The organism is Alishewanella sp. HL-SH05 (genome assembly GCF_052655985.1).
Window position 1 is genome coordinate 2,765,380 of sequence record NZ_CP199753.1, and the last position, 24,838, is coordinate 2,790,217.

20 protein-coding genes are annotated in these 24,838 nt (G+C 46.0%); 7 read left to right on the forward strand and 13 right to left on the reverse strand.

Annotation, left to right across the window (positions count from 1 at the left end; all coding sequences use genetic code 11):
* Nucleotides 1-92: 92 nt before the first annotated feature.
* Nucleotides 93-572 (forward strand): FKBP-type peptidyl-prolyl cis-trans isomerase, encoded by a 480-nt coding sequence (locus ACUJFL_RS12620; protein ID WP_226750211.1) that lies wholly within the window; start codon nucleotides 93-95, stop codon nucleotides 570-572.
* 191 nt (nucleotides 573-763) lie between these two features.
* Here ACUJFL_RS12620 and ACUJFL_RS12625 read toward each other — a convergent pair whose 3' ends face one another.
* The gene (locus ACUJFL_RS12625; protein WP_445427686.1) at nucleotides 764-1,894 is read right to left on the reverse strand and encodes a PQQ-dependent sugar dehydrogenase; all 1,131 of its coding nucleotides are present in this window, start codon (nucleotides 1,892-1,894) and stop codon (nucleotides 764-766) included.
* Complete coding sequence (locus tag ACUJFL_RS12630; RefSeq protein WP_445427687.1) at nucleotides 1,891-2,328, reverse strand: hypothetical protein; 438 nt, start codon at nucleotides 2,326-2,328, stop codon at nucleotides 1,891-1,893. The genes ACUJFL_RS12625 and ACUJFL_RS12630 overlap by 4 nt, the downstream gene beginning before the upstream one ends.
* A gap of 178 nt (nucleotides 2,329-2,506) precedes the next feature.
* On the opposite strand from ACUJFL_RS12630, the gene hemH reads away from it, so the two are divergent.
* Both hemH and ACUJFL_RS12640 read left to right on the forward strand, forming a co-directional pair.
* Nucleotides 2,507-3,589: a ferrochelatase gene (gene hemH / locus ACUJFL_RS12635; protein WP_445427688.1), complete on the forward strand. Its 1,083-nt coding sequence runs from the start codon at nucleotides 2,507-2,509 to the stop codon at nucleotides 3,587-3,589.
* Between the two features lie 10 nt (nucleotides 3,590-3,599).
* A complete protein-coding gene (locus ACUJFL_RS12640; RefSeq protein WP_445427689.1) occupies nucleotides 3,600-6,698 on the forward strand; it encodes a transglycosylase domain-containing protein in 3,099 nt (1,032 codons plus the stop codon).
* A gap of 94 nt (nucleotides 6,699-6,792) precedes the next feature.
* Here ACUJFL_RS12640 and ACUJFL_RS12645 read toward each other — a convergent pair whose 3' ends face one another.
* Nucleotides 6,793-7,782, reverse strand: a complete 990-nt coding sequence (locus ACUJFL_RS12645) for a GGDEF domain-containing protein (protein ID WP_445425060.1) — start codon at nucleotides 7,780-7,782, stop codon at nucleotides 6,793-6,795.
* A 103-nt stretch (nucleotides 7,783-7,885) separates the two neighbouring features.
* Nucleotides 7,886-8,473, reverse strand: a complete 588-nt coding sequence (locus tag ACUJFL_RS12650) for an HAD family hydrolase (protein WP_445425061.1) — start codon at nucleotides 8,471-8,473, stop codon at nucleotides 7,886-7,888.
* A 131-nt stretch (nucleotides 8,474-8,604) separates the two neighbouring features.
* Here ACUJFL_RS12650 and ACUJFL_RS12655 point away from each other — a divergent pair, with 131 nt between their 5' ends.
* Nucleotides 8,605-9,303, forward strand: a complete 699-nt coding sequence (locus tag ACUJFL_RS12655) for a YebC/PmpR family DNA-binding transcriptional regulator (RefSeq protein WP_226750218.1) — start codon at nucleotides 8,605-8,607, stop codon at nucleotides 9,301-9,303.
* 52 nt (nucleotides 9,304-9,355) lie between these two features.
* Here ACUJFL_RS12655 and ACUJFL_RS12660 read toward each other — a convergent pair whose 3' ends face one another.
* The 3 genes from ACUJFL_RS12660 to ACUJFL_RS12670 all read right to left on the reverse strand — a co-directional run bounded on the left by ACUJFL_RS12660 (nucleotide 9,356) and on the right by ACUJFL_RS12670 (nucleotide 10,547).
* Nucleotides 9,356-9,535: a hypothetical protein gene (locus ACUJFL_RS12660; RefSeq protein ID WP_445425062.1), complete on the reverse strand. Its 180-nt coding sequence runs from the start codon at nucleotides 9,533-9,535 to the stop codon at nucleotides 9,356-9,358.
* Nucleotides 9,536-9,776: 241 nt separating this feature from the next.
* The gene (locus tag ACUJFL_RS12665) at nucleotides 9,777-9,974 is read right to left on the reverse strand and encodes a general stress protein CsbD (protein WP_445427690.1); all 198 of its coding nucleotides are present in this window, start codon (nucleotides 9,972-9,974) and stop codon (nucleotides 9,777-9,779) included.
* Between the two features lie 174 nt (nucleotides 9,975-10,148).
* Complete coding sequence (locus ACUJFL_RS12670; protein ID WP_306178175.1) at nucleotides 10,149-10,547, reverse strand: cytochrome b562; 399 nt, start codon at nucleotides 10,545-10,547, stop codon at nucleotides 10,149-10,151.
* A 491-nt stretch (nucleotides 10,548-11,038) separates the two neighbouring features.
* Here ACUJFL_RS12670 and ACUJFL_RS12675 point away from each other — a divergent pair, with 491 nt between their 5' ends.
* Nucleotides 11,039-12,244 carry a dipeptidase gene (locus tag ACUJFL_RS12675; RefSeq protein ID WP_445427691.1) on the forward strand — a complete coding sequence of 402 codons (1,206 nt, stop codon included), beginning with the start codon at nucleotides 11,039-11,041 and terminating at the stop codon, nucleotides 12,242-12,244.
* Between the two features lie 71 nt (nucleotides 12,245-12,315).
* Here the strand turns inward: ACUJFL_RS12675 and bdpA are convergent, their stop codons facing one another.
* The 5 genes from bdpA to ACUJFL_RS12700 all read right to left on the reverse strand — a co-directional run bounded on the left by bdpA (nucleotide 12,316) and on the right by ACUJFL_RS12700 (nucleotide 20,159).
* The gene (gene bdpA, locus ACUJFL_RS12680) at nucleotides 12,316-13,812 is read right to left on the reverse strand and encodes a BAR domain-like protein A BdpA (protein WP_445425064.1); all 1,497 of its coding nucleotides are present in this window, start codon (nucleotides 13,810-13,812) and stop codon (nucleotides 12,316-12,318) included.
* A 329-nt stretch (nucleotides 13,813-14,141) separates the two neighbouring features.
* Nucleotides 14,142-15,311 carry a M14 family metallopeptidase gene (locus ACUJFL_RS12685; RefSeq protein ID WP_445425065.1) on the reverse strand — a complete coding sequence of 390 codons (1,170 nt, stop codon included), beginning with the start codon at nucleotides 15,309-15,311 and terminating at the stop codon, nucleotides 14,142-14,144.
* Nucleotides 15,311-18,430 (reverse strand): TonB-dependent receptor, encoded by a 3,120-nt coding sequence (locus tag ACUJFL_RS12690; RefSeq protein ID WP_445425066.1) that lies wholly within the window; start codon nucleotides 18,428-18,430, stop codon nucleotides 15,311-15,313. The genes ACUJFL_RS12685 and ACUJFL_RS12690 overlap by 1 nt, the downstream gene beginning before the upstream one ends.
* Nucleotides 18,431-18,502: 72 nt before the next feature.
* Nucleotides 18,503-19,588: a FecR family protein gene (locus tag ACUJFL_RS12695; RefSeq protein ID WP_445427692.1), complete on the reverse strand. Its 1,086-nt coding sequence runs from the start codon at nucleotides 19,586-19,588 to the stop codon at nucleotides 18,503-18,505.
* The gene (locus ACUJFL_RS12700) at nucleotides 19,581-20,159 is read right to left on the reverse strand and encodes an RNA polymerase sigma factor (protein WP_445427693.1); all 579 of its coding nucleotides are present in this window, start codon (nucleotides 20,157-20,159) and stop codon (nucleotides 19,581-19,583) included. Before ACUJFL_RS12700 ends, ACUJFL_RS12695 begins: the two co-directional genes overlap by 8 nt.
* A 331-nt stretch (nucleotides 20,160-20,490) precedes the next feature.
* On the opposite strand from ACUJFL_RS12700, the gene ACUJFL_RS12705 reads away from it, so the two are divergent.
* Complete coding sequence (locus ACUJFL_RS12705) at nucleotides 20,491-22,602, forward strand: TonB-dependent receptor family protein (RefSeq protein ID WP_445427694.1); 2,112 nt, start codon at nucleotides 20,491-20,493, stop codon at nucleotides 22,600-22,602.
* Between the two features lie 326 nt (nucleotides 22,603-22,928).
* Here the strand turns inward: ACUJFL_RS12705 and ACUJFL_RS12710 are convergent, their stop codons facing one another.
* Nucleotides 22,929-23,444, reverse strand: a complete 516-nt coding sequence (locus tag ACUJFL_RS12710; RefSeq protein WP_445427695.1) for a M48 metallopeptidase family protein — start codon at nucleotides 23,442-23,444, stop codon at nucleotides 22,929-22,931.
* A 266-nt stretch (nucleotides 23,445-23,710) separates the two neighbouring features.
* On the opposite strand from ACUJFL_RS12710, the gene ACUJFL_RS12715 reads away from it, so the two are divergent.
* Nucleotides 23,711-24,397 carry a 2OG-Fe(II) oxygenase gene (locus ACUJFL_RS12715; RefSeq protein ID WP_445427696.1) on the forward strand — a complete coding sequence of 229 codons (687 nt, stop codon included), beginning with the start codon at nucleotides 23,711-23,713 and terminating at the stop codon, nucleotides 24,395-24,397.
* The last annotated feature ends 441 nt before the right edge of the window (nucleotides 24,398-24,838 follow it).

A 24,838-nucleotide genomic window follows, 5' to 3' on the forward strand; every position in this document is an offset into this window, starting at 1 on the left:
ACACCGTTTTTTAAAACCTGCACAAATTTCTCTGACACCGCCTGCGAGCGCGTTATAATAGCGCCACGATAACCTTCAGAAGATGACTCAACATGCAAATCAGTTCTAACAGCGTTGTACAATTTCATTACACAATCACCGAGAACGGCACTGAGCTTGAAAGCTCACGCCAAGGTGATGCCATGTTGTATTTACATGGCCACAATCAAATGCTGCCAAAGCTTGAAGAAGCCTTACAAGATAAAAACGCTGGCGACACGCTAGAAGTAACACTGGCTCCGGTAGATGCTTATGGTGAGCGCAAAGCCGATGCCATTCAAAGCGTGCAAGTAAAACACTTACAAGGTGCCAAAAAATGGAAACCGGGTATGGTGGCATGGGTTAATACTGATCATGGCGAGCGTCAAGTCACCATCGTTAAAATGGGTATGTTTAAAGCTGACGTAGACACTAACCACCCCTTAGCCGGTAAAACGGTAACTTTTCATATCGAGATTTTGTCGGTACGTGAAGCCACTGAAGAAGAACTTGCGCATGGCCATGCCCACGGCGCAGGTGGGCATCAGCATTAAGCACTAAGCCTTGCGCTAAAAGCTTTACGCTTCTCGCTCTTAGTTTACGGAGCAATGATCTCCGTTCAGCGGCAGCCGCCTTTAGCTGAAAACAAAAAACGCAGCGTTTTGACGCTGCGTTTTTTATGAGCCTAAGTTTAATGCATTCAGCAAACAGATTAGTGGGTGCTTAAACACGCCACCACTTTGCGCTAATTCGGTAATAAACGCAGTAACTGCCCTTTAGCGCCATCGGTTAACAGGTAAATCGCCCCATCTGGCCCCGTGCGCACATCCCGTAGGCGAGTGGCTAAATCCGCTAACAGCACTTGTTCTGCCGTGACTTTGCCCGCCGTTAATTGCAAGCGATGTAATGCTTTACCGGCTAAGGCACTGACAAAGATATTCCCTTGCCACTCTGGAAATAACGCTCCTTGATACAAGGTCATACCCGCCGGGGCAATGGATGGCGTCCAAACATACAACGGATCTTGCATGCCCACAAAACGCTGATAAGGCGAGACACGCGCGCCGGTATAATCCACACCATAGGTGGCCACTGGCCAGCCGTAGTTTTGCCCGGCAAGTAACAGGTTTAATTCGTCGCCCCCTTTAGGCCCATGCTCATGGCTAAAGAGTTGCCCGGTTTGGGGATCATAGACAATGCCTTGCACGTTACGATGACCCAGCGTGAAAATCTCCCCAGCAATCCCCGCCTGATTAACAAAAGGGTTGTCGGCAGGCACCGCCCCATCCACGGTCAGACGCACCGTTTTACCCAAATGATGGGCTTTATTTTGCGCCTGCTCCCGATAGTTAAAACCGTCGCCTAAGGTTAACACTAAGGTTTCATCGGGTAATTGCACCATACGCCCACCGTAATGGGCGGCGCCGCGTCGGTCAGGCTGCGCCCGAAAAATCGGTCGAATAGCGGTTAATTCATCATTCACTAACTGGGCACTGGCTAAGCAGGTACTGTTGGCATTTAAATTTCCGCAAGAGTAACTTAAAAATAACCGACCGCTGCTGTCAAAGTCAGCCGCCAGCAGCACGTCGAGTAAACCCCCTTGGGCAGCCACAAACATATCGGGCAAGGCCGCGGCTTGGCGCTTGGCTTCACTGCCATCGGCACTCAGAATAACCAGCTGGCCAGTGCGCTCGGTGACTAAAAAACGCCCGTCGGGCATAAAGGCCAATGACCAGGCAAAATCGAGATCACTGGCCACGGTATCAAGGCGCCAAGCGGTTTCGGCCACTAAGGGCAAACTGAGCAAGGCGCCGCACGTTAAACTCAGGGTAAGCTTTTGTAAGGCTCTCAGTTTTTTGACGATAGACATGTTCATCGCGTACTCCGTTTCGCTGTCATCCATTGAAAAAATACCGCTGCAAAAGCGGTGCAACACAGTAATAACAACGTGCCACTATTGCTGCGATTCAGGGCAATCAGCGTTGGCATAGGGGCCAAATAATTAATCAGGTTAAGGGCTAACCAAGTTGCTAATGCTGTTACCGCAAACATGGCGGCCAGCGGTTGCAATGGCAAGAACCGACAAATCAGCTTGGTTGCTAGCACACTTAATATCAAAATGGGCAAAAAGATGAGTGCTAAAAGCGGCATAAAATGCCGTAAATCGAAAAGAAAAGTACGCCATTGATCGGCTAACGACACCGAACCTGCCAGCTGGGTGATCGCCCATAAATTGGCCGCGCTTTGTAATGCGGTACCCAGCATAGCCGCTAACAAGACGGCCAGTACAAAGTAACTGATTATTTTCATCCGTTATTCCCTTTTTTGCGCTAAGTCAGACACTCAGCATACGGCAGAACAAGATTATCTGCATCCGGTAATAGGTTTACGTGACACAAACTGCTAAGATCAGGCTTATGTTGGCGATCTGTCATTTCCCCGCTGCCGTAACGTCTTTTTTGATTTTCAGTGAGAGTAATTACCGATTATGGGTTATATCAACAGCAAAAATTATAGTCATGGCGACGCCGATAAAATCGGCGTGTTATTAACCAACTTAGGCACACCAGATGAACCCACGCCTAAAGCTCTGCGTCGTTACCTCAAACAGTTTTTATCGGACCCTCGTGTGGTAGAAGTACCCCGCTTATTATGGTGGTGTATTTTAAATGGCATTATCTTAAATATTCGGCCTCGTCGCTCAGCTAAAGCCTATGCCGGTGTTTTTACCGAGCAAGGTTCACCCTTGTTATTTCATACGGTGAGCCAAAGCCAAGCAGTACAAGCCGCCCTTACCGCGGCAGGCCAGCATAATGTTGTGGTTGATTATGCCATGCGCTATGGCAATCCCAGTATGGACAGTGCCATTGAGCGCTTGATGGCACAGGGCGTGCGTAAGTTATTGGTACTACCGCTTTATCCTCAATATGCTGCCGCCACTACCGCTTCAACCTTTGATGCGTTAGCCGCTAACTTTACGCAGCGTCGCTGGTTGCCAGATCTGCGTTTTATCAGCCATTACCATGATTATCCAGCTTATATCGCAGCCTGTGTTGCACAAATTCAAGCACATTGGCAGCAGCATGGCCAAACCGATCAATTGCTGTTTTCTTATCACGGTATTCCAAAGCGTTATTTGCTTAATGGCGATCCCTATCATTGTGAATGCTACAAGACCTCACGCTTGATCGCCGAACAACTTGGCTTAAGAAAAGACCAGTACATGACCACTTTTCAATCGCGCTTTGGCCGCGAAGAATGGTTAAAACCTTATACCGATGAAACGCTAAAAGCGTTACCGGGTTTAGGTGTGCACAGCGTGCAAGTGTTCTGCCCAGGGTTTGCTGCCGATTGTTTAGAAACGATTGAAGAAATCGCGGAAGAAAACAAAGAGTATTTTGAGCAAGCCGGCGGTGAGCGTTACGAATACATTACCGCACTGAATGACAGCCCTGCGCATATTGAGGCCCTTACACAGCTTATTTTAGATAATTTACAAGGCTGGCAAATTACCGCTGATCCTGACAGACTGGCTCGGGCGCAGCAACTTAACCACGAGGAAGTGAAATAAACTCACCGCTATGTCAGACGATAACAGAGTTGAGCCCCGCATTGGTGACGCCCCGTTAGAGGGGCCGCCAGTTTTAAAAAGACGACATTTTGAAAATGTGCGTGAAAACCAGCGCAAAGTTGCCGCCCCTCGGATCCGTAATTGGAAACCGTTGAAGTGGTTACTTTGGCTGTTAGTCTTACTGCTATTAGCTGGCCTCGTTTATCAAGAAGCTCGCACGAGCTTCTTGCAAGCGCGGGTTTGGCATTACCTTGCTACACAATTAACCTTTGAACAAGGCACAGGCCCGGCACCGGCCGAGCAACAACCCATATATCCAACGGGTGGGCCTTTTGACCAACGGGCTGGCTATAGCCATTTAGCCGATTGGTTAATCAAACTGAATAATAGTGGCTTTAATATTACCAGCCAAAGTCGTTTTTCACCCAGTTTACAGCGCTACACCGAGTGGGGCTTGTACCCACCCTATACCGAAAAAACCCAATGGGGTTTGCAAATTTTCGATTGCCAGCAACAACCGTTATTCAGTTATCAAACACCTGAAAAGCAATATGCTCAGTTTAGTGATGTTGCACCGCTGATGTTGCGGATCTTATTGTTCATTGAAAACCGAGATTTATTTCAAGCCGCACCGCTGACTAACCCGGCCATTGACTGGTCTCGTTTGGCCGTTGCCGGCTTAGCACAAGTACAAAAATTAGCAGGACAAGAAGCCGCCGCAGCCGGTGGCAGTACCCTCGCGACGCAAATCGAAAAATATCGGCACTCGCCACAAGGTTTTACCTCGGGTTTCGCCGATAAGCTCCGCCAAATGGCATCAGCCAGTATCCGCGCTTATCAACCTGGCTTAGAAACCATGGCGCGTCGTATGCAAATCGCCTTAGACTATATTAACACCGTACCTTTAGCTGCCACTCCTCAAGCAGGTGAAATACATGGTATTGCAGATGGTTTAAATGCTTGGTTTGGTGTTGATGCCATGCAAGTCAATCGGTTACTGCAAGATGCAGAGCCCACCGCCGCTCATGGCCAAGCGCTGCGTCAGGTTTTAGCCTTGTTTATTGCCCAACGTCGCCCCAGCTTTTATTTACTGCAAGGCCGCGCCGAGCTGGAAGAACTGGTAGACAGCCACCTGCGCTTATTACGCCAATTTAATATTCTATCGCCGGCTTGGTATGCCGCGGCAAGCGAGCAAACTTTGAATTTTAATCAGCAAGCTCGGCAAACCACGCGTAAGTTAGATAAAACGGCCTTGTTAGTGCGAAACCGTGTCGCCGGTTTATTAGGCCGCAGTTTATATCAAACCGACCGGCTCGATTTAACGGTGCAAACCACGTTAAACTTGCCACTGCAGGCAAAAATAAATCGCTATTTGCAGCAATTATCACAACTGCCCGCGGCCAATAATGCCGGTATTATTGGTCAACGCTTATTGCAAGAAAACCAAATTGGCAACGTTAAATACAGTTTTACACTGTATGAAAGCACGCCGCTGGGCAATAAGCTGCGAGTGCAAACCGATAACCATGCAGAACAACCCTTTGATTTAAATGAGGGCAGCAAGTTAGAGCTGGGCTCAACCGCGAAGTTACGCACCTTAGCGACTTATCTGGAAATGGTGGCCGAGATCCACCAGTTATATGCTGAAGAGTCACCCCAGCAACTGGCCTTTTTGGACATAGCACCACAAGATGAGCTATCGCAGTGGGCCATAAACTACCTGATTGCCAATCCTGGTGTATCTTTACTGACCATGCTCAATGCCGCAATGGATCGTGAGTTTTCTGCCGATCCCCGTAGCAGCTTTTTTACCGGTGGGGGCTTACATACCTTTGGTAATTTTCGCCGTGAAGAAGATCGCATGACGCCGACACTGCGCAAAGCCTTGTATGAATCGATTAACCTGCCTTTTGTACGCTTAATGCAAGAGTTGGTGCAATACAGTATTCATCATGGTGAAAGCAGCAGTTATCAGCTATTGAAAAACGACAACGATCCCCGCCGTGATCAATATTTACGCCGTTTTGCCGATCACGAGGGCGTAAAATACCTACAACGTTTCTGGCGTAAATACCACAAGCTGAGCGCCAACGAGCGCTTAGACGTGTTTTTAAATGGTTTGCGGCAAACACCCGACCGCTTAAGTGCCGGCTATCGCTTTATTAACCCCAGCCAAAGCGAAAGTGAATTTATCAGCGCCATGCAGCAGCGTTTTACTGATAACCCACTGACAACGCAACAATGGCGTCAGCTTTATAAAAAATACTCGCCCAGCGAGTTTAGCTTACCGGATCAAGCCTATTTAGCTCGCAGCCACCCGTTAGAGTTATGGTTGTTGGCGTATTTACAGCAGCAACCGGCAGCCACCCTAGCCGAAGCCACGACACTTAGCGCTGATGTGCGGCAGCAAGCCTATCAGTGGTTATTCCGCACGCAGTCGCGCAGTGCCCGGGATAATCGCATCCGCACTATGCTCGAAATCGAGGCATTCTGGGATATTCATCAGCGCTGGCAGCGTATGGGCTATCCGTTTGAGTACTTGGTACCGTCACTGGCTACTGCATTGGGGAGCTCTGGCGATCGACCGGCCGCTTTAGCAGAGCTGATGGGCATTATTCAAAATGGCGGTAAACGACTACCGATGTTCAGAATTGCCGGGGTGCACTTTGCCGCAAATACGCCTTACGATGTGGCTCTAAGTCGCACAGAAGTGCAAATAACACGCGTTATGGCACCCGAAGTTGCTCAGGTATTGCGCGAAAATTTAGCGGGCGTCGTCCAGCTTGGTACAGGGCGGCGTTTATTACCGCATTTTAGCTTAAGTAACTTGCCCGACTTGGCGATTATTGGTGGCAAAACCGGCACAGGTGACAATCGTATCAGTACGGTGAACAGCCGCGGCGAGACCGTTCAGTCGCGTGCACTAAACCGCACGGCAACCTTTGCATTTTATCTCAGTGATAATTACTTTGGCGTGATCAGTGTTTATATTCCAGGCAATGCGGCTGACGACTACTCTTTTACTTCAGCACTACCGCTGCAAGTATTAAACGGTATGTCGCCCTTGCTTATGCCATTACTAAAAAATAATGGCAGTTGCCCAGAGTAAAGGATTAAGATTGAAGCTGACTCAGCGGCGTGAGTAGAAAAATAAGCAGCGCGAGTAGTGCGAGTGATTCAATAACACACCACTCGCGGGCAGACTAAGCCGCAATGACTTGATTGCGGCCATTGTTCTTCGCTTGATACAACGCCATATCCGCCCGATGTAACCACTGCTCCCAATCTTCATCTGGGGCTAACATGGCCAATCCTGCGGATAAGGTGACCGCTTTGCCATCTGGTAAAGTTAACTGCTGCTCAACCCCTTTGCGGATCTTCTCGGCCAGATGCAACAAATCTGTCGGTTTAATATCACGCAGCAACACAATAAATTCTTCACCGCCAAACCGAAACACGCGATCACTTTGACGAATTAATGACGAAATTAAAGGCACTAAGCGCACCAAGGTTTGATCACCAACTTTATGACCATAGTTGTCATTGATTAATTTAAAGAAATCTAAATCAAACAAAATTAAACCGTAATGACAATTCAGCTTTTGTTTTAACTGCACAGCCAAATCTAACTGGGCATTTAAGGTGTGACGATTGCCTGCACCCGTTAAACTGTCGATACTGGCGATATGCTTTAATTCTTTATTCTGTGCCCGGGTGCGATAGGCAAACATAAAAGCGAAAAAACTGCTGATAAAAGCGGTGACTAAAAAAGACATCATTTGATAATGATTAACAAAGACTTGCCCCGGTTTGAGGAAATCAATACCAACCAATAACAAAAGCAATAACAAGGAAAGTAAAATGGCTTCTTTTGCTGAAACTAAAAAGAAGATAAACACCATAAGTGGGTAGACCCAAAATAAGCCATTAACGCCTAAACTGGTACAGATAACCGTTAAACCAATACAAAATATCAGCGCCAAAAACTGACCTGGTCGCACCGTGTCATTGGTGCGCCATGCATACAAAACCGCGATTGAACTGGCTAAAACAATAGATAAATCAGCAATACCCACCAGCATATTGCCTGTTAAGATACGATACACTCCGTAGGGCGTAACGAATAGCAATATCATTAAACCCACTAATGTGATCATAGCAAGATAGAAGTTTTGTTTTAACCTAGCAAGCAAACTGCACCTGTTAACTGTTAACTGTTATTTTTATGTTGATACTATAGAGGCTATCACGTAAAAATGACAAGTTATTACGGTTAAATTATCTTACTCAGGCCATTTACGGCCAAAATGCCTGTTGTAACTCATTAAAGTGAGCGATGCTGTAATCCGCTTGCGGCAAAAAATGTTGATTACTGTCGTTAAGGTACAAACAGGATGCGGCCCCAGCATTGGCGGCAACTTGTAAATCAAACACGTAATCGCCAACATACAGCATCTGCTGGCATGGAACCTGTAAACGCTCGGCAATGATATGAAGGCCTTGCGGGTCCGGTTTGGCCGCACAATCTTCTCGTGTGAGCACTAACTCAATCGGGATTTGTAACCGGGTTAGCACATGCTCGGTGGCTTCGCGCATATTGCGCGTTAAAATGGCCAGTGGCAGCTTTTTCTCTATTAGCGCCAGCAGACAGGCTTCGGCCCCTGGCATCCATTGTGCCGCTGCTGCACCGGCATTTTCATGACGACGAATAATCTGATGAGCTCGGTCAGCTTCTGCACCTGAGCCGAGCGTGGCAATATGCTCAAGTAAGGGTGTGCCATGCGGCCAACCCAGATCATCGCAAATTGCTGCAAAATCTAAGCGTGAATCTATCAAGGTACCGTCTAAATCAAAAACCACTGCTTTAATATGAGCCAAGTTCATGGCAGCTCCTCTTGTTAATGCCTTCTTAAACGGCTTATTTGCGAAAAAGATCATGCAGCAGTTGCTAAAAAAGCCTGCTATTCGCTAGACTACCCCACCAATTTTAATTGATAGCTTAACAGGACTTCATTATGGGTGCCCAGTGGAAGAACAAGCATAAAGCAGATGCGGCTAATGCCAGAGGCCGTATTTTTACCAAACTTGCCAAAGAGATTATGGTTGCAGCTCGTAACGGGGCCGATCCGGCAATGAATGCCAAATTGCGTTCAGCCATTGAAATTGCGAAAAAAGCATCTATGCCAAAAGAAACCCTAGAGCGTGCCATTAAAAAAGGCGCCGGTTTACTTGATGGCCCAGTGAATTATGAAACAGTGGTATATGAAGGATTTGCGCCACATCAGGTTCCGGTTATTGTTGAATGTTTAACGGATAATAAAAACCGCAGTGCCATGAGTATGCGTATTTTATTTCGTAAAGGGCAATTAGGAGGCGCGGGCTCGGTATCCTGGGACTTTAAACACTTAGGACAAATTGAAGCCGTGGCCAGTAGTGCCGATGCCGATATGGAGCTGGCCGCGATTGAAGCCGGTGCACAAGATTTTGAAGAAGGTGAAGACGGTGAAGTGATCTTCCTAACGGAACTGACCGATCTTGATTTAGTGGCAAAAGCCCTACCCGACTTTGGTTATGAAGTGCATTCAGCAAAATTAGTCTATCGTGCTAATAACCCGCTGAGCTTAGATGACGAGGCCCGTGCTGAGGTTGAAGCCTTTTTAGATGCTATTGATAATGATGATGACGTACAAAACGTCTACGTCGGTTTAGCCTAATAAATAGGCTGAGCAGTACACCCAAATGTCACTGCTCAGCCCAGCTCGCACATTAATTATACCCCAGTTCAGCACAGCACTCGATATCCAACTCTGCTAACGGCTGCGGCCTTAATTGCTGTTGCTTTTGCCACACTAAACTTAGTGACGTAATGGCTTTCCCTTGCTGCTGTCTATCTACTTGTTGATGCTCTCGCTCGGCAGCATGCGCTTTATGTTGGTTCGCTTTCATGGCTTTTTCCTCATCAATTTATGGCTTTATCGGTTACCCGATATTCTAAGCCTAGTGCAAATAAACTGACTCTGCCCTGAATCAAATCAATAAAATCAATTAATTGCCTTAAAGTGATTAAGCACAGATGCCGTATCCGTCTGATTATTAGTTTAAAAATACATTATGAGGTGGTCTGAAAAAAGCTAGATAAAAAATAAAACCCAGTAGCAAAGGCTGCTACTGGGGTGAATAAAAGTGGTTAGAGACTATCAAAGAACGCTTGCACCCGTTGACGGGCATCGTCTTCTTCCAGATTGTAGCGCTCTTGCACTAACTCGGTGAGATACTCAGGGTTGTTGCGGGTTAGTTCAAGCTCAGCATAACTGATCTTATCCCACTCACATTTGACCTGTGCTCGCACACTGCTCCATTGGCTTTCGGCAAAGATTGAACTCATCGCATCGTCCTCGCTTATCATGACGCTGTACAAGAAATGTTTATTAGCGTCTATTTAAGTATAGGCGAACTTTGTCAAACCGTGGCTCAGCGCAGGCTAGCAAACGCCTTGAAACTAACCCTTTGCGACTAAAACATCAGATTAATCTAAAGCATTTTCAGCATCTTGATGCTTTTAATATTTTCCAAAAATTAATTGCCAGAAACTGAATTTTCGCTCTTTATGGTACTGCTTTTTTAATTGTTCAATTTGCTGTAAATGCTGTTTTAACTTAGGCAAGTCATCTGCGGTAACCGCGGCTTTAGCCTGCGCCAACTCGGCTAACACCTTGTCTAAGCCTTCGATGTATACTTCAGCTTTGTCAGAGGGCAGTGGCGCTTGTTTAGCTTGCTGCACCAGCTTTTGTAACTTTTCAACAAAAGGTAAGGCTTCTGCCGTTGTGCTCGCTTCGGAAGCTTGTTTGTGGGCAAAACCCATGGTTTTCATGGTTCGTTCTAAATTAACCGGCTCTTTTGCCAGTAAAGACTGACTGCTTACCGCAAGCAACATTGCTAATAGGGCTGTTTTAATCATGACATTCTCTCAAATCTGATAATACTTTGCAGTATACCTTATTCTGTCAGGCTAATCATGATTGCACCGCCACCCAGTGCAGCAGCAGAGGGTTCGTTTGAAACGTTAAGCGCAAACCTTGGAAAGCTGCCTTGACAGCAGTGTCACGCGCTGGTTGCGGGGCGAGCTTGAAAAAAGAAGCTTGTAGGCTTAATGCCAGTCAGTTAAGCATGACCTGTTTGCTCTAAATCAACCGTTGAAGGCCATGGATGGCCGGAATCGAGCCTCAGGGATGATTCATGGCGTGTTGATGTGAGCAAACTGCGTCATGCTAAATACAATTCACTCGCGCAATTTATTCGCGCATAAAGCACTGACCAACCCGTGCAGACTGAACGCAATAACACACTACAATCAGCGCTGATATTGGCATATTGGTCGGATAGTGCTTGTCGACAGCCAAAAAAACTGGTGAGATGAAATTTGGTGTATCCAACAATAAGAGACAACGAATGAAATTTCAATTAAGTGCTATGGCCATACTCTGTAGCACCTTGCTGTTAAGTAGCTGTGCCCAAACCTTGCAAACCACTAATAAACCCTTAACTGAGCTAACCCTCGCCGATCGCGTAGCGCAGCAATATATTATTGTTGATACCCATATCGATGTTCCTTATCGACTCCATAAAAAATGGGAAGATGTGTCAGTTGCCACGGCTAACGGCGAATTTGACTACCCTCGGGCAAAACAAGGGGGGTTAAATGCTCCCTTTATGTCTATTTACATTCCCGCATCCTACGAGCGCACTGGTGGAGGTTACCAACTGGCCAATCAGCTCATCGATAGCATGGAGGCCTTAGTTGCGCGAGCGCCTGATAAATTTGCCCTGGCCAGTAGCACACAGCAGGTATTAGCACAATTTGGCAGCGGCAAAATTTCTTTAGCCATGGGGATGGAAAATGGCACGCCGATCGAGGGTAAATTAGAAAACTTACAGCATTTCTATCAGCGTGGTGTGCGTTACATCACGCTAGCCCACTCTGAAAGTAATCATATTTCGGACTCGAGTTATGACATCCGTCGCCGCTGGCAAGGCTTAAGCCCATTTGGCAAAGAGCTGATAGTGGCGATGAACAATATCGGTATGATGATTGATATTTCGCACGTATCAGATGATGCCTTTTATCAGGCCGTGGTTATTAGTAAAGTACCGGTAATTGCCTCGCATTCGTCACTGCGCAGCTATACACCTGACTTTGAGCGCAATATGGATGACGATATGTTAAAAGCGCTGGCCAAAAATGGTGGCGTGATCCAAATTAACTTTGGTTCATCCTTCGTTACACGCCAAGCCAATCAATATAACGCCTTACGTAAAGCGGCTGCGCAACAAGCGGGCGTGGAAGATAATCAAGCATTTCGTGAAGCTTACAGCAAAACCCATCCTTATCCGTTTGCAACATTAGACACCGTGCTGGACCATATCGACCATGTGGTAAAGTTAGTGGGTATTAACCATGTGGGTATCGGTTCGGATTACGATGGCGTCGGCGATTCGCTGCCCATCGGTTTAAAAGACGTGGCCAGCTACCCAAACTTGATTGCAGGTTTATTTAAACGCGGTTACAGCGAAGAAGATATCGTGAAAATTTTATCGGGTAACCTGATGCGCGTTTGGGCAGAAGTAGAAGCTTATGCGGCTAAACAAGCCAGCTAACGGTTAACCTAGTCATCATGTCAGGCCCTTGCAACCAAGGGCCTTTTTTATCTGCAACTTGCTACTCGTGCTTACAAATAGGCGCGACTAAACGAGTCTTTCGATTGTTTTAAGTAATCACGCGCTTTACGAGCGTGCGTTTCCCACACTTCTTTGTCGGTTTTTTCAGTAAAGGGGTTTTGTTCAGCCGCTACTGAGCGTTCAAAACGTTCATAGTAGGTCAACATCGCTGAAGTGATCTGGTTAAAATTGTCTTTATAACGCTGCATACCATCGAGTAACTCGGAGGTTTTTAAGACAAAACGGATCAATTCAGTATTGCTACCATCGCTTAAATAACTGCCCGCTTTTAAACTGATGTTGCCGGCCACCGCTGCAACTAGCTTTTGTCGGATCGCTTCATCTTTACTAAGCACCTTACTGATATTCTCTTTGGATGCCACCACACTGGCATGCAATAACGTATCGCGTAAATGCCGGTCGAGATCGCGCCTGAAGTTATCAATATTACGCTGAATGCTTGCTAAATCATTATCTAACGCGGTAACCAGCTGTAATTCACGCTCTAGCTCGGATAAAAAGCGCTCGGCATCCTGATAAATCTTTAAACCGTTTTCCTCAGCAAATTTACGATCCGCTCGGCTTAACCCAGCATTTTGGTAACTGGATCGGTCGAAACTGACTGCTAAAAACGATTTAAACGGCTCTGCAAAAGCCGAATAAGTGCCGGCACTGACCACATTTAACGTAGCCGTCACCAGATCACCAAAGGGTTTAATCATGGAATTTAAACGCGCCTGCTGGATCTTAGAACTGACGCGTTTTGCATCGTTGACGATATTACGAAAACTGGCATAAGACATCGGATTGGACATTTTATTGCGCTCTGAGCTGGCGAGCACTAAAGAGATCCCCGAATGCAAGGCATTAGCATATTCGAGATACTGCCGCTGTACTTCTAACTGTGCCGCATAATTCGTGCCCAGCGAACGAAATGACTCGGCTTGCACTTCAATATTTTTGTCTTTGCGCAGCTGATCCAAAATACCGCTAATAATGCGCTGCTCGTTTTTATGCAGCGCGGTCGCTAATAAGATGCGGCTGGTTTGCAAGTCATCTAATTGTACAAAGCCTTGTTGTGATTCAATATCCAGCCTTAAAAATTTACGCCCAGGGTCATCCACCGAAATGCGGTGCGCTTTGTAGCCTAACTCTCCCGCTTGCTGTTCAATCACGGCAACTGGCTGCCACGCACTGTCTAAGGTGCTTTTTTCTGAGACCAACACTTGAATACGGTAAGAAGTAAACTCCGACTCGGGCAACACCCAAAGCTCAAGCACGCCTTGCTCACCAATCGATTCTCGGCTAAACAACGAGTTACTGCCGGCCTGACAGCGCATCGCGCCCTCACCCGTTCGAGGTTGTTCGTTGGTTAATTGACACTCACCCAGTTGCCGCCAGGTTTTTAAGCTGCTTTGTTCAAAATCACTGCTAAATACGATACCAGCGGTTTGCGCCGCCGCAGAAAACGCAACCATTGCACACAATATTGCCGCAAGCTTACGCATTATCACCTCGAAAGTGTAAGTAAAGGGGTTGGTAGCCAGGACTGATGCTTAAATCGCTGCGAATTCTAGCAGTGCCTTTTGCTCAGCACAATTAGCCACAGCAAGGGCAGTATAAGATATTATCGCACAGTACCAGTAGCAACGCGCTGAAGATACGCTCTGCAAACTGAATAATGGCTGAAGGGACAGCGACATTAGCCGTGTGGGTTTAAACATTAATGCATCTGAAATAAGTACTAAGCATAAACTCACTTAGTACTTTTTTTGATCAGTTTGGCGGATAAGATCACTGTTATCAATAACCAAACAATACCTTTAACCAGCCCTGTTTAAAGATGCTCAATCAAAGTACGTAACGCCGCTTCAGCCATAACTTTAATCTCTGCTCTGTCAGTATCATCACCAACTTCATAGGTGACTGAATGCACGCCAAACTCATCTGCCATATATTGTTTAAACACCCCAGAACCTTGGTTATGACTGGGTCTGTTTTCAATTTTATAAGGCACACGCTCAGCTAATGATGAGAGCCAGTTATTGACTAACTGCGGCTGCGCTAAAGGTTTGCCCTTTGCCGTAACATAATCATGATCCATGGTGTAATAAACATTGCGATTAGTTGAATGGAAATCTAGGGCAAACCGAATAACACCGCCTTCGGCTTCAATGGCTTTTAGTTTGGTGTGTAATGCTTGAGTTTCCGGTTGACTACGATTTTTCCAATCGCGATTCAAATCAAGCCCATTTCGGTTATGCCGCCAATTACCACGATGCACGCCATCAGGATTCATGTTGGGTACTAACAAGATATTGTAGCGCGAGCGAAAAGTGCTAACGGTCGGATCGTCACTCCACAATAAATTATTAAAATGCAGCAGGGCAAGTGCGCCAGTGATCTCTGGCGGGTGTTGCCGGCCGATCAAAATCAGCCAATCTTGGCTGTTGGGCGTACGATGTTCCAGCATGGGTATGGCACGGTTTTCAACCGTTAGACCCAAGGTGCCTATGTGGCCTTGTTCTAGATCAGACAGCCAACGAGTGTAAGTGACGTTGTTAATGATCTCACCGGCCGCAACATAGATTGGTGTTTTCGATGCAGACAACTTAAATTGAATGCTTTGATCGGTTTTACTAAAGGCAACCGGAGCCCAAACCTGCTGATCAAGACTAACCTTAGGGCTATAGCGTGCAGGACCGTTATGTGTCATTAAGGTTATGGTTATCGGTTTGGGCTGTGCCTCAACACCAATCACTTTAAAGGCATACCAAGGACTGGGGTTAATAGGCAGATTTTCCGGTTTTAGGTGCAGTGTAAAACTGTCCACACCGGTTTGCTGACAACCATCCAATCGCCCCATGGGGAAATCGCTGGTGAAACTAACCGAACTGAAGACACAGCTTGCTGTGGCCTTGGCCACAGCAGCTGTTGTATCTTCAATTTTTGCCCAGCTCGCGCTGCTAAACAGCAGCGCAACAACAAAAATTGATCTTAGTGGCATTAAAAACTCCATGACCAGTTTGCATAGATGTAACGTCCACGGTTACTATGAATATCTGAAAAATAACCGAAACTTTCATCTGCAATTGGTGGATCACGGTCAGTTAAATTACGCACACCCAGGCGCAAACGGCTGCCATCCAAATACCCGTCTTTAAACCGATACTCACCATAAGCATCTGTGGTGGTCCAACTGGGAATAGGAAGTGGATCGCCTGCTGCACTGGTGGCGGAAGTGTCATAAAAATCACTAATGTAGTTAACACGAACGCCGGCGCTCCACTGCGCTAAACGCCAATCAATCGCAGCAAACATCCGTAATTCCGGATTTCCGTCCATTTGCACTAAATCACCGGTACCCGGCACAATAATATCAGCCGGTACGGCAGGATTTCCGGCAGCTTGTGCGGCAAGCACGATTGTGCTGATGGGATCTGGCATTTGTTTAAACGAGTTCAACTTCGCCGCATTCACTTTGAAATCAAAACGGCCAAAATCAGTGCTCAGTTTATAACTGACACTCACATCAAGACCACTGATCTCACGCACATCTAAATTGCTGTAGGTGTTTTGCACAAAAACCACACGATTATCTATAGGATCACGCACAACGGCTGTGTTAGAAGAACCTTCTGAGCGTAATAATGAATCATATAATAAATGCGTTTGACTGTTTAAAATGCCTACTACGCCCTCTTGCTCGATATCCCACCAATCAACCGTGATCAATAAATCGTCCACGGGTGCCAGCGCAAAGCCGTAACTATAGGTTTTATCGTCTTCTGGTTGCAGAGTGACATTTCCGCCACGCACTTCCTCAACACCATAACTCGCATTGGTTACCGGATCGCGTCTTGTGTTTGAACGCACCACGCCATCTTCAAATACTTGCGGTAAATTAGGTGCACGAAAACCACCAGAATAAGCAGCTCGCAGCTGTAACCACTCTTGTGGTGCCCAAGCTAAAGCTATTTTCGGTTTGGTTACATTACCGACATCATTAAAACGCTCATGCCGCAATGCCAACTGCATACTTAAGCTGTCAGCAAGGGGTACCAACAATTCAGAATAAAGAGAAACTACATTACGACTACCACTGGCATCGGGCGTAGAACTACTGCCGAGGGCATCAGAATCGGAGCCCACCAGCCCAGTAAACGCATCCACAAAGGGTTGGCTGCCATCCAAAGTAGGATCGCGATCATCAGCGTAGCTTTCATAACGGTATTCAACACCTGCAGCAATACCAATATCACCGGCATACCATGAAAATAATGCTGGATTAGAGACTTTAAAGTCCCACAAGGCTAATTCGCTGGTGCTTTCACGATAAACATCACGCACTATGCCAGCAATAACACTGGCACTGTTGCCAACACTAAAACCGGTATTCGGATTAGCCGGATCGCCGCCTAAAAAAGGATTGTAGGCTAAACTGGGATCAGTTTGATTCAAGGCAGCACTAAAAGCTGAAGTACTGATCCGGTTGTAATCCATATCAAGGGTATTCGCCCGAGAATACAACACGGCGCTGTCCCAATCCCATAAACCTACCGCACCGCGTAAACCCGTTAATACGCGATAGCTGGTATCTGTCACTTCAATACGTCTTGGACCTGCATCGACTGGACGGTAGTTACGCAATTCAACCGTCTCATTAAAAGGGTTAAACGCCGCATCGGCACCAATCATGATACGCTGTGCCGTCAGGTTGGCATTTTGCTCACGACGACGCTCTGACTCTGCTCGATAATATAAAGCTTCAGCGTAAAACTCGGTAGTATCATTCAGTTCATGTGTGAAATAACCAAATAAATTAAGGCGATCAACCGAAGACGTCATGCTTTGGTCTTCAATAGCCGGATCATAATAAAGATCACGCGATTGCGTACCGCGATCAGCACACACATTATTCGCTAACTGCACATCACAACCTGACATGGTATTAGGTTGAATATGAAAGGTACCCAGCGATGAGCTAAAAAAAGTGCCCCAAGGTGATGCTATCAAGCGATTATCCAATGCCGTGCGGCCGATAAACTCTTCAGGAATACCAGGAGCATTACGACGGTCCTGATTTGCTGAATAAACACGTTCATCTGCCCCCATTGCACCGCGACTATAATAAGCCGCAGAGAGCGCTAAGTAGCTTTTATCATCATTAAAGCGCATACCAGTAGAACCATTAACGGTAATTTGGTCTAGGCTGGTGCCCTCAGACTTACCATAACTAAAATTAATGGTACTGTTTTCAACATCGTCTTTCAGTACATAGTTTATAACACCTGCAACCGCATCTGTGCCGTAAATCGCTGCGGCACCGTCGCGTAACACTTCAACCCGTCGCAAGCCAGCCACAGGCAAAGTATTCGAGTTAACCGTAGTAACAGGTACGAAATTCTCGGTTTGTGTGCCAGGGTGTAATACCAGGCGCCGACCATTTAACAGCGTCAGAGTATTGCCAGTGCCAATACCACGTAAGTTAATCGACGCAACATCGCCGCGTGCATCATTGACACCACCGACGGTGCGTTCATTATTGAAGCTAATATCACCGATCTGCGGAATTGATCGCAGTAATTCATCACCCGTCACCGCACCGGTATTAAGAATGTCTTCTGCATTTAAAATAGTGACTGGTAGGTTACCCGCCGCTTTTGCGCCACGAATATTGGAGCCAACCACCTGAATACGTTCCACAGACTTGCTGGAAGACTCACCCTCAGCATTTTGTAGTTGTTGTTGGAAGTTATTTTGTAGCCGATTGCCATTATCAGTACTTGCACTGATTACATAAATGGCTGGCCCAGTGGCCGTAGCCTGTAAACCTGTGCCTTGTAACAGGGCTGTTAAAGCTTGATTTACACTGAGTTCACCCGACACTGCAGGCGAATTCAAATCTTGTGTACTTTCCGATGCAAACATAATTTGCACCCCTGCGGTTTCAGCGAGCTCCAGTAAAGCCGAACTGGTTCGCTGGGCAGGAATATTAAACGTTATGGTTTTTTCTTGACTTGCCACACCCGCAGTTTGGGCGGTAGCTAAAGGCACTGCGGCAATATTGGCACCCAGCGCAATTAATGTGCAGCACGCTAAATAGCTAAGACGGTATTTCAGCATAATTGTATCCCTAGTTTTTTATTTTTGTCATAGGTATATACGCAGCCGGTAAAAAATACCTCCGCACTGTTTTTAACGATTGCTAATATTAATTTGTTCCGCAACCACGGCAACTCGGATCGGCAAGGTCGCTTCCAAAGCTGACAAGATGGCTTCACCATCTGCTAAGTGAAACACTCCACTGATCCGATAGTTTTTCACTTGTTCATCGATAATTGTAATTTTGCGGGTGCGATAACGATTAAATTCTTGTACAACATGATCAAGGCTCTCGTTATCAAAGCGCATAATGCCTTGACGCCACGTTTGTGCCTGACTCACTTGCTGTGGTTGATTCTGTTGAATGACCTCATTTTGCTCACTAAAGGCAGCTATATCGCCAGCGAGCAAAGCCTGCACGGCTTCAACCTCCTTTGCTTGCAAGGGTTTCACCAGGTTCTTCACCGCCACCTTACCTTCTAACACCGCAATCTTTAACAAGGTTTCATGAGGTAATTTTCTAACATTAAACTTGGTACCAATGACCTTAATTTGTCGCTCGCCGGTATCAATAATAAAAGGTCGATTGGCATCTTTAGCTACATCAAAAAACACCTCACCTCGGCTTAACGTTACTAAACGCTGACCAGCACTAAAAGCTACCGTTAGTGCTGACTGTGTATTCAGTGATAAGGTGCTGCCATCAGCTAGCAAAATATTGCTGACTTCACCCACTGCCGTTTCAAAGTGCCATACACCGCTGGTGAGTGGTTGTTGACGCTCCGTAATCCGAAACTCGTTGTCGTCTGAGGTCTTTTGCAAGGCAGTCTGCATTTGTTCTGTGGCAATGACTGCCACAGGCACATGGCCTGACTGAGGTATCACCGTTGGCGAGATACTTTGCAGTAGCACCAATAAACTCACTGCACTGACACTGGCGGCAGTTGCCAGCCACGTTAGCCAGTCATGACGAGCAGCTTTGGTTGTTTTTTTATGGTGTGGATGATAAAGCATCGCAGTAAAATCATAAGCTTGCAGCGCGGTTTGCCACTCCAACTCATGCTCTGGTTGCTCTTCGCGCCAGCGGCGTATTTGGCTCTCTTCACGCGCAGTTAATTCACCCGAGTACAATCGAGTAACATAGGCAATTGCTTGCTCACGTACGTTGAGTTTAGCCATGCTGATTACTTCCTAAGGCCGCTGTGTCGACACTATTACGGATCACCAATAGCGCAGCGGAAATATGTTTTTCGACAGTAGAAACGGAAACGCCCAAATTGTCGCTAATTTCTCGATAACTTAACCCGTCAATACGATGCATTAAAAAAGCCTGACGTTGTTCTTGGCGGATCTGTTGCAGAGCACATTCAACTTGATGCAGTAAGCGTTTGTTATGTAACTGCCGATCGGGTTCATCAATGGCTATTAAATCGTTTAGTGCATATTCGCCTTGATGTTGGTCTGCACAGCGAACTTGCGCGCGCCTGGCTCGATCAATTAACAAATTACTGGCAATTTGAATTAAATAATTTCTTGCGGTATCAAGCCTACCGGCTAATTTTGCGGGTAAATCTTCAATTTGGCTGAGCCGCATATAAACTTCTTGCATAACATCATCACAATCCACGCTACTGTTCATGCGCACGCGAATAAAACGCCTTAGCGCAAAATCATGTTCTGCCAGTAAACGTTCGATCAGCTTATGGCTGGTTTGCTTTTCACGTTGGCGATTTAGTACGTTTTCAAGCACGGGCATCTTCTCTAGTTTAACTCGTCTTACTATATACGCAGCCAAGAGGAAATACCTCCGCTGATTAAGGTGTTTTGATTGATAAAATAGCCAGAAGTGAAATGGAAAGCGCTAATTAAAAGTGATTTAGCCGATAACAGTGGAATCGAATCAACTTAAGCGCAACCAACAGTGTTAACTCGTCTGGATACACAAAACAACGTAGACTTAACAGCAATACCCTTAGATCTTTACACGGTGAGGTTTAACTTTCACAATAACCTACTTGCAAATAGAAATTGTTCGCATTAGCATACACATCATTTTTATTGTTATTGAGGAAGTTAACGCTATGAACAAAAGCAAAATTGCCCAGGCAATCGCCTTTTCGCTCACCGTCACTAGCTTACAGGCAGTCGCCGATAGTGCTGCCAGCAATGATGAAATAGAGAAATTTGAAGTACGTGGTCAAACCGTAGAAAACAGTTCCGGTTTTCTTGACACGCTACAAGAAGGCAAATTGTTTGCAGGTAAAAAAACCTCCGTCGTCGATTTATCAGAACAACCCACTTTGGTTGAACCTAACTTACGCCAACTGTTTAGCCGGCTGCCGGGGTTATTTGTCTCTGAACAAAAAATCCCGAGTATTTATAATGTGAATTATCGTGGCCTGGGTGATCCGCACGAGTCTGAATTTATCGCTTTTTTCCAAAATAATGTGCCGTTGGCTGCCAATATGTTTGGTTACCCCACCATTTATTATATGCCAGGGGCTCAGCGGGTTGAACGTATCGAGTTTATCCGCGGTGGTGCGGGTTTAATGTATGGCCCGCAAATTGGCCCAGTTGTAAACTTCGTCACTCGTCGCCCTGATGCTCAAGCTGCGACAGCGCTACGCACTGAACATGCCCTTGGTACAGATGGGCTATACAGCACCTATAACGAAGTTTCATGGGCGCAAGGTGATACCGGCTTTATGGCATCATTTGATCATCGCAGCGCTGACGGCCCTCGTGCTAACGAAGACTTTGAAGTTAACGCCGGCTATTTTGGTCTTTCATACGAAGGCTTCAAGGGTATTAAGCTTGGTTTTAATCTCGACATCTACAACTCCGATTCAGGTGAAGCAGGCCGTCTTAGCTCAGCGGAATTTCGGGAAAATCGTGATTTGGTAAAGTCGCCCTATAACCGGGTTGTGATTGATCAGACTATTGCCAGTATCACTTATGAACAACAACTCAGTAACACCAGCAGCTTACATGGCAGTATTTGGTATAACCAGATGAACCGTTTAAGCCGACGCTCGGCCATGTTTACCGACCCCGCGAACGAGCCAGCAACCACCAATATTGACGAACAACAATTCAGCAACCTGGGTATCGATCTTCGCTACAGCATGGCTTGGGGTGACAATCACATTTTTACGGCCGGCACCTCTGGCTATCAGGGCGATAGCCCGCGCACGCGTCATGTTAGTGATGATATTCGCTCCAGTGCACAAAATGCGGCAGACTTGCGCTTTGAACAAGATCGTAAGATTAGCTATAACGCGTTTTTTGTTGAAAACCTGTTCCGTTTTGGTGCTTGGTCAGTATCGCCCACCTTGCGTTATGAACGTATTAACTACGATTTAGCCGAAAACGTGAAGCAAGCCAGTCTAAACCGTGATGCGATTGATCTTGATCGTACCTACAACGAGCTATTATTTGGTTTGGCAAGCAGTTATCAGTTAACAACTGATGCTGAAGTCTATGTCAATGTGTCTGAGTCATATCGCCCTCAGCGTTTTGATGATTTGATCAACCCGTCTTCAGAACTAGCCGGTAGCAATGGCCCCACTATTTCACGGGCCATGAACTATGAACTAGGTTATCGCGCACAACTCAATGCAGATTTGCTGTTTGATGTCAGTGTGTTCCGCATTGACTTCAAAGACAAAGTTGAGCAAATCCAAGTGAATATTACTGATGTTGAGCGAGTCAATAGCGGTGACTCACGTCATCAAGGGCTCGAGTTTGCTGTGGAATATACGCTGCTCGATACCGCCACGCACACTCTCACTTGGTTTGGTAACGGCTCGTTACTGGATACCGAGATTACAAACAGTGTAACAACGGCACTGATCGGTAACGATACCGCCTATGCGCCTAACCACGTTATTCGCACGGGGTTGCTGTTTAACCATGATAAGTTAAGCGCTAGTTTAAGCGCCACCCTGGTTGGTGCGCAGTACTGGCAAGATTCTAATCAAGCCCGCGGTAACGACGCAACAGAAATTGCTGCAAAAATACCGTCTTATCAGGTCATTGATTTCAGTGCCGACTATCAGCTGGCCCATAATTGGACACTCTATGGCGGCATTAATAACCTGCTAGATAAACACTACTACAGCCGAGTACGCAGCGACGGTATTGATGCTGCACCTGAGCGCAGTGTCTTTGCTGGCGTGCGTTTTACCCTGTAAATTATTTTGCATCGCCCTAGCCTAACCAAGCACGGTTAGGCTAGCCTACTTGCTACCTAACCTTATGAAAAGTATTACCTAAGCACGCGAAATAAAGGCCTGCCTGGTTACCTGATGGTGTTCTGCTTTTTACATGGTTGGCCATGCGACTGCACGTTATTAAGCCAAGCAGTTAAGTGACGGTAGAAACGTATCTCGGCTAACTAATGCTAAAGACATGACTTTTCGCTATTAATAGTAAGCGCCATTTAGGTGATGAAGAGTGCTTCAGTATTGTTGATTAAAGTGAATGCCGCTTAGCATGATGTCTGTTTAACACCGTCGAGCTAAAACGATAATGTAGGATCCGCCTGATACTCCCGCCACGTTAAAAACAGCCGCAGATCAAGCTCTAACTGATGGTAATCGGCCAGCATATATTGGCATAGTTGATAAAAGGCTTTGTTGTGATCTTTCTCGCGCAGATGCGCCAGCTCATGTACAACGACCATATGTAACAGCGGTAACGGTAGTTGCTTTAATAAACTGGCTACGCGAATTTCATTTTTACTTTTTAGCTTACCGCCCTGCACGCGGCTAATTTGTGTGTGCGTGCCCAGCGCATTGTTGATGACATGCAACTTAGGATCAAACACTACCTTACTTAACGGCTCACTACTTTTTAAATACTGCCGTTTTAACTCGAGCGTATAGTGATATAACGCCTTATCAGTTTGCACCGCATGCACCGGCTCTGGATAACGCTGCGATAATACGTTACCTAATTGCTGCTTAAGAAGCAGTTCGCTAACTTGCTGCTGCACCTGTGCAGAGTAGCCTTGTAAATAACGTAATGCGCTCATACGACGTATTAATGATGGATTAGACAACCTAGGCGGCAGTATAGGGATTTTGTTTTAGGCTGTATAGCGCGAGAGCTTATCGGCAACAAGCGGAACATTACAGGGTTTTGAAAGCATAGTGCTTTAGCCATCGCATTAGGCATTCAGGTGAGCGGGCTGCAAACGAGCATCACTCACACACTTAAAAAGAAAATGAATAGAAATTAAGTGTTCTGCCCTTTATTATCACGCCGATTACAACAACCCCAAATTTATAGGTGCTGGCGATGTGGTTAAACAACGCGCTAATAACCGATACCGCGGTGCGCGCTTTTCGTAAACAACTAATACACTCAAGCCCAAAACATCTGGTGCTGGATGATTTATTTGATACGGCAAAATTGCATAACGTGTTAGCTGCCCTGCAACATGCATCGAACTGGCAAATGCAACAACATACCTACTCCGCCTTGTATGTCGACTCGTCTACATGGCAAAAAACCAACGCGCAACAGCGTTTTGTGCAACGCGATCTGTGGCAACGCCCCGAGCAAAATGACCCCAGCAATATCGCACAGCAATTTCTGCTGTTTTTACGTAGTAGTGAATTTTTAGATTTACTATCACGGCTGTTCAAAGTGGCTTTAACTGATATTAATGTGGCTAATCCTGCGATAAACACCAATTACTTTCGACTAAGCGCTAACGATTTTGTTAAACAACACGCGGATGACTCACCGGGCAGAGAACTGTGTATGTTGCTGTACTTAAACCAAGACTGGCGTGACGAAGACGGTGGCGAATTAGTATTTATGGGAACACATCAGCAACCTATTACTATCTCACCACAGTTTAATCGCTGTGTGTTGTTTGATCCCGCCTCTCCAGGTGCTGAGCATTGGGTTAATGCGGTAAGCTCAAGCAGCAAACAACACTATCGCTTTAATGTCACCAGCTGGTATTGGTCTGAATGAAAAAAACGTTTTAGACACATTATCACGCTGAAGCTTAGTATCAAAACAGGGTAATCTTGCCATCTAAGACACTCCCCTCAAAGACTTTATTAAAACCTTTGTCTCGCTGAATCAAAACAAAAAAGTACACTAAAAATTCATGACCCCGTCAATCCCAACTCACCTGCACGTATTTTTTGCTCTCAGCACGTCGCGTATTTTCAAGCTTACTCGCATGAGCGTTTATGACATGCTAAAAACGCGCTCAAAATTCAACGTATAATAGGCGGATAAACCTTGAAAACGCTATAAATAAACAAAATTAACACAAGGAAATAGAAAATAACTTGCAGAGTGATAACATGATTTTTTGCTTCAAGACTAATCGTATAACGAAGGGAACTTGATGTTGAAACTGTTTTCCCATTTAAAAAAACAAATAAACATAAAAAAACGCCTTAC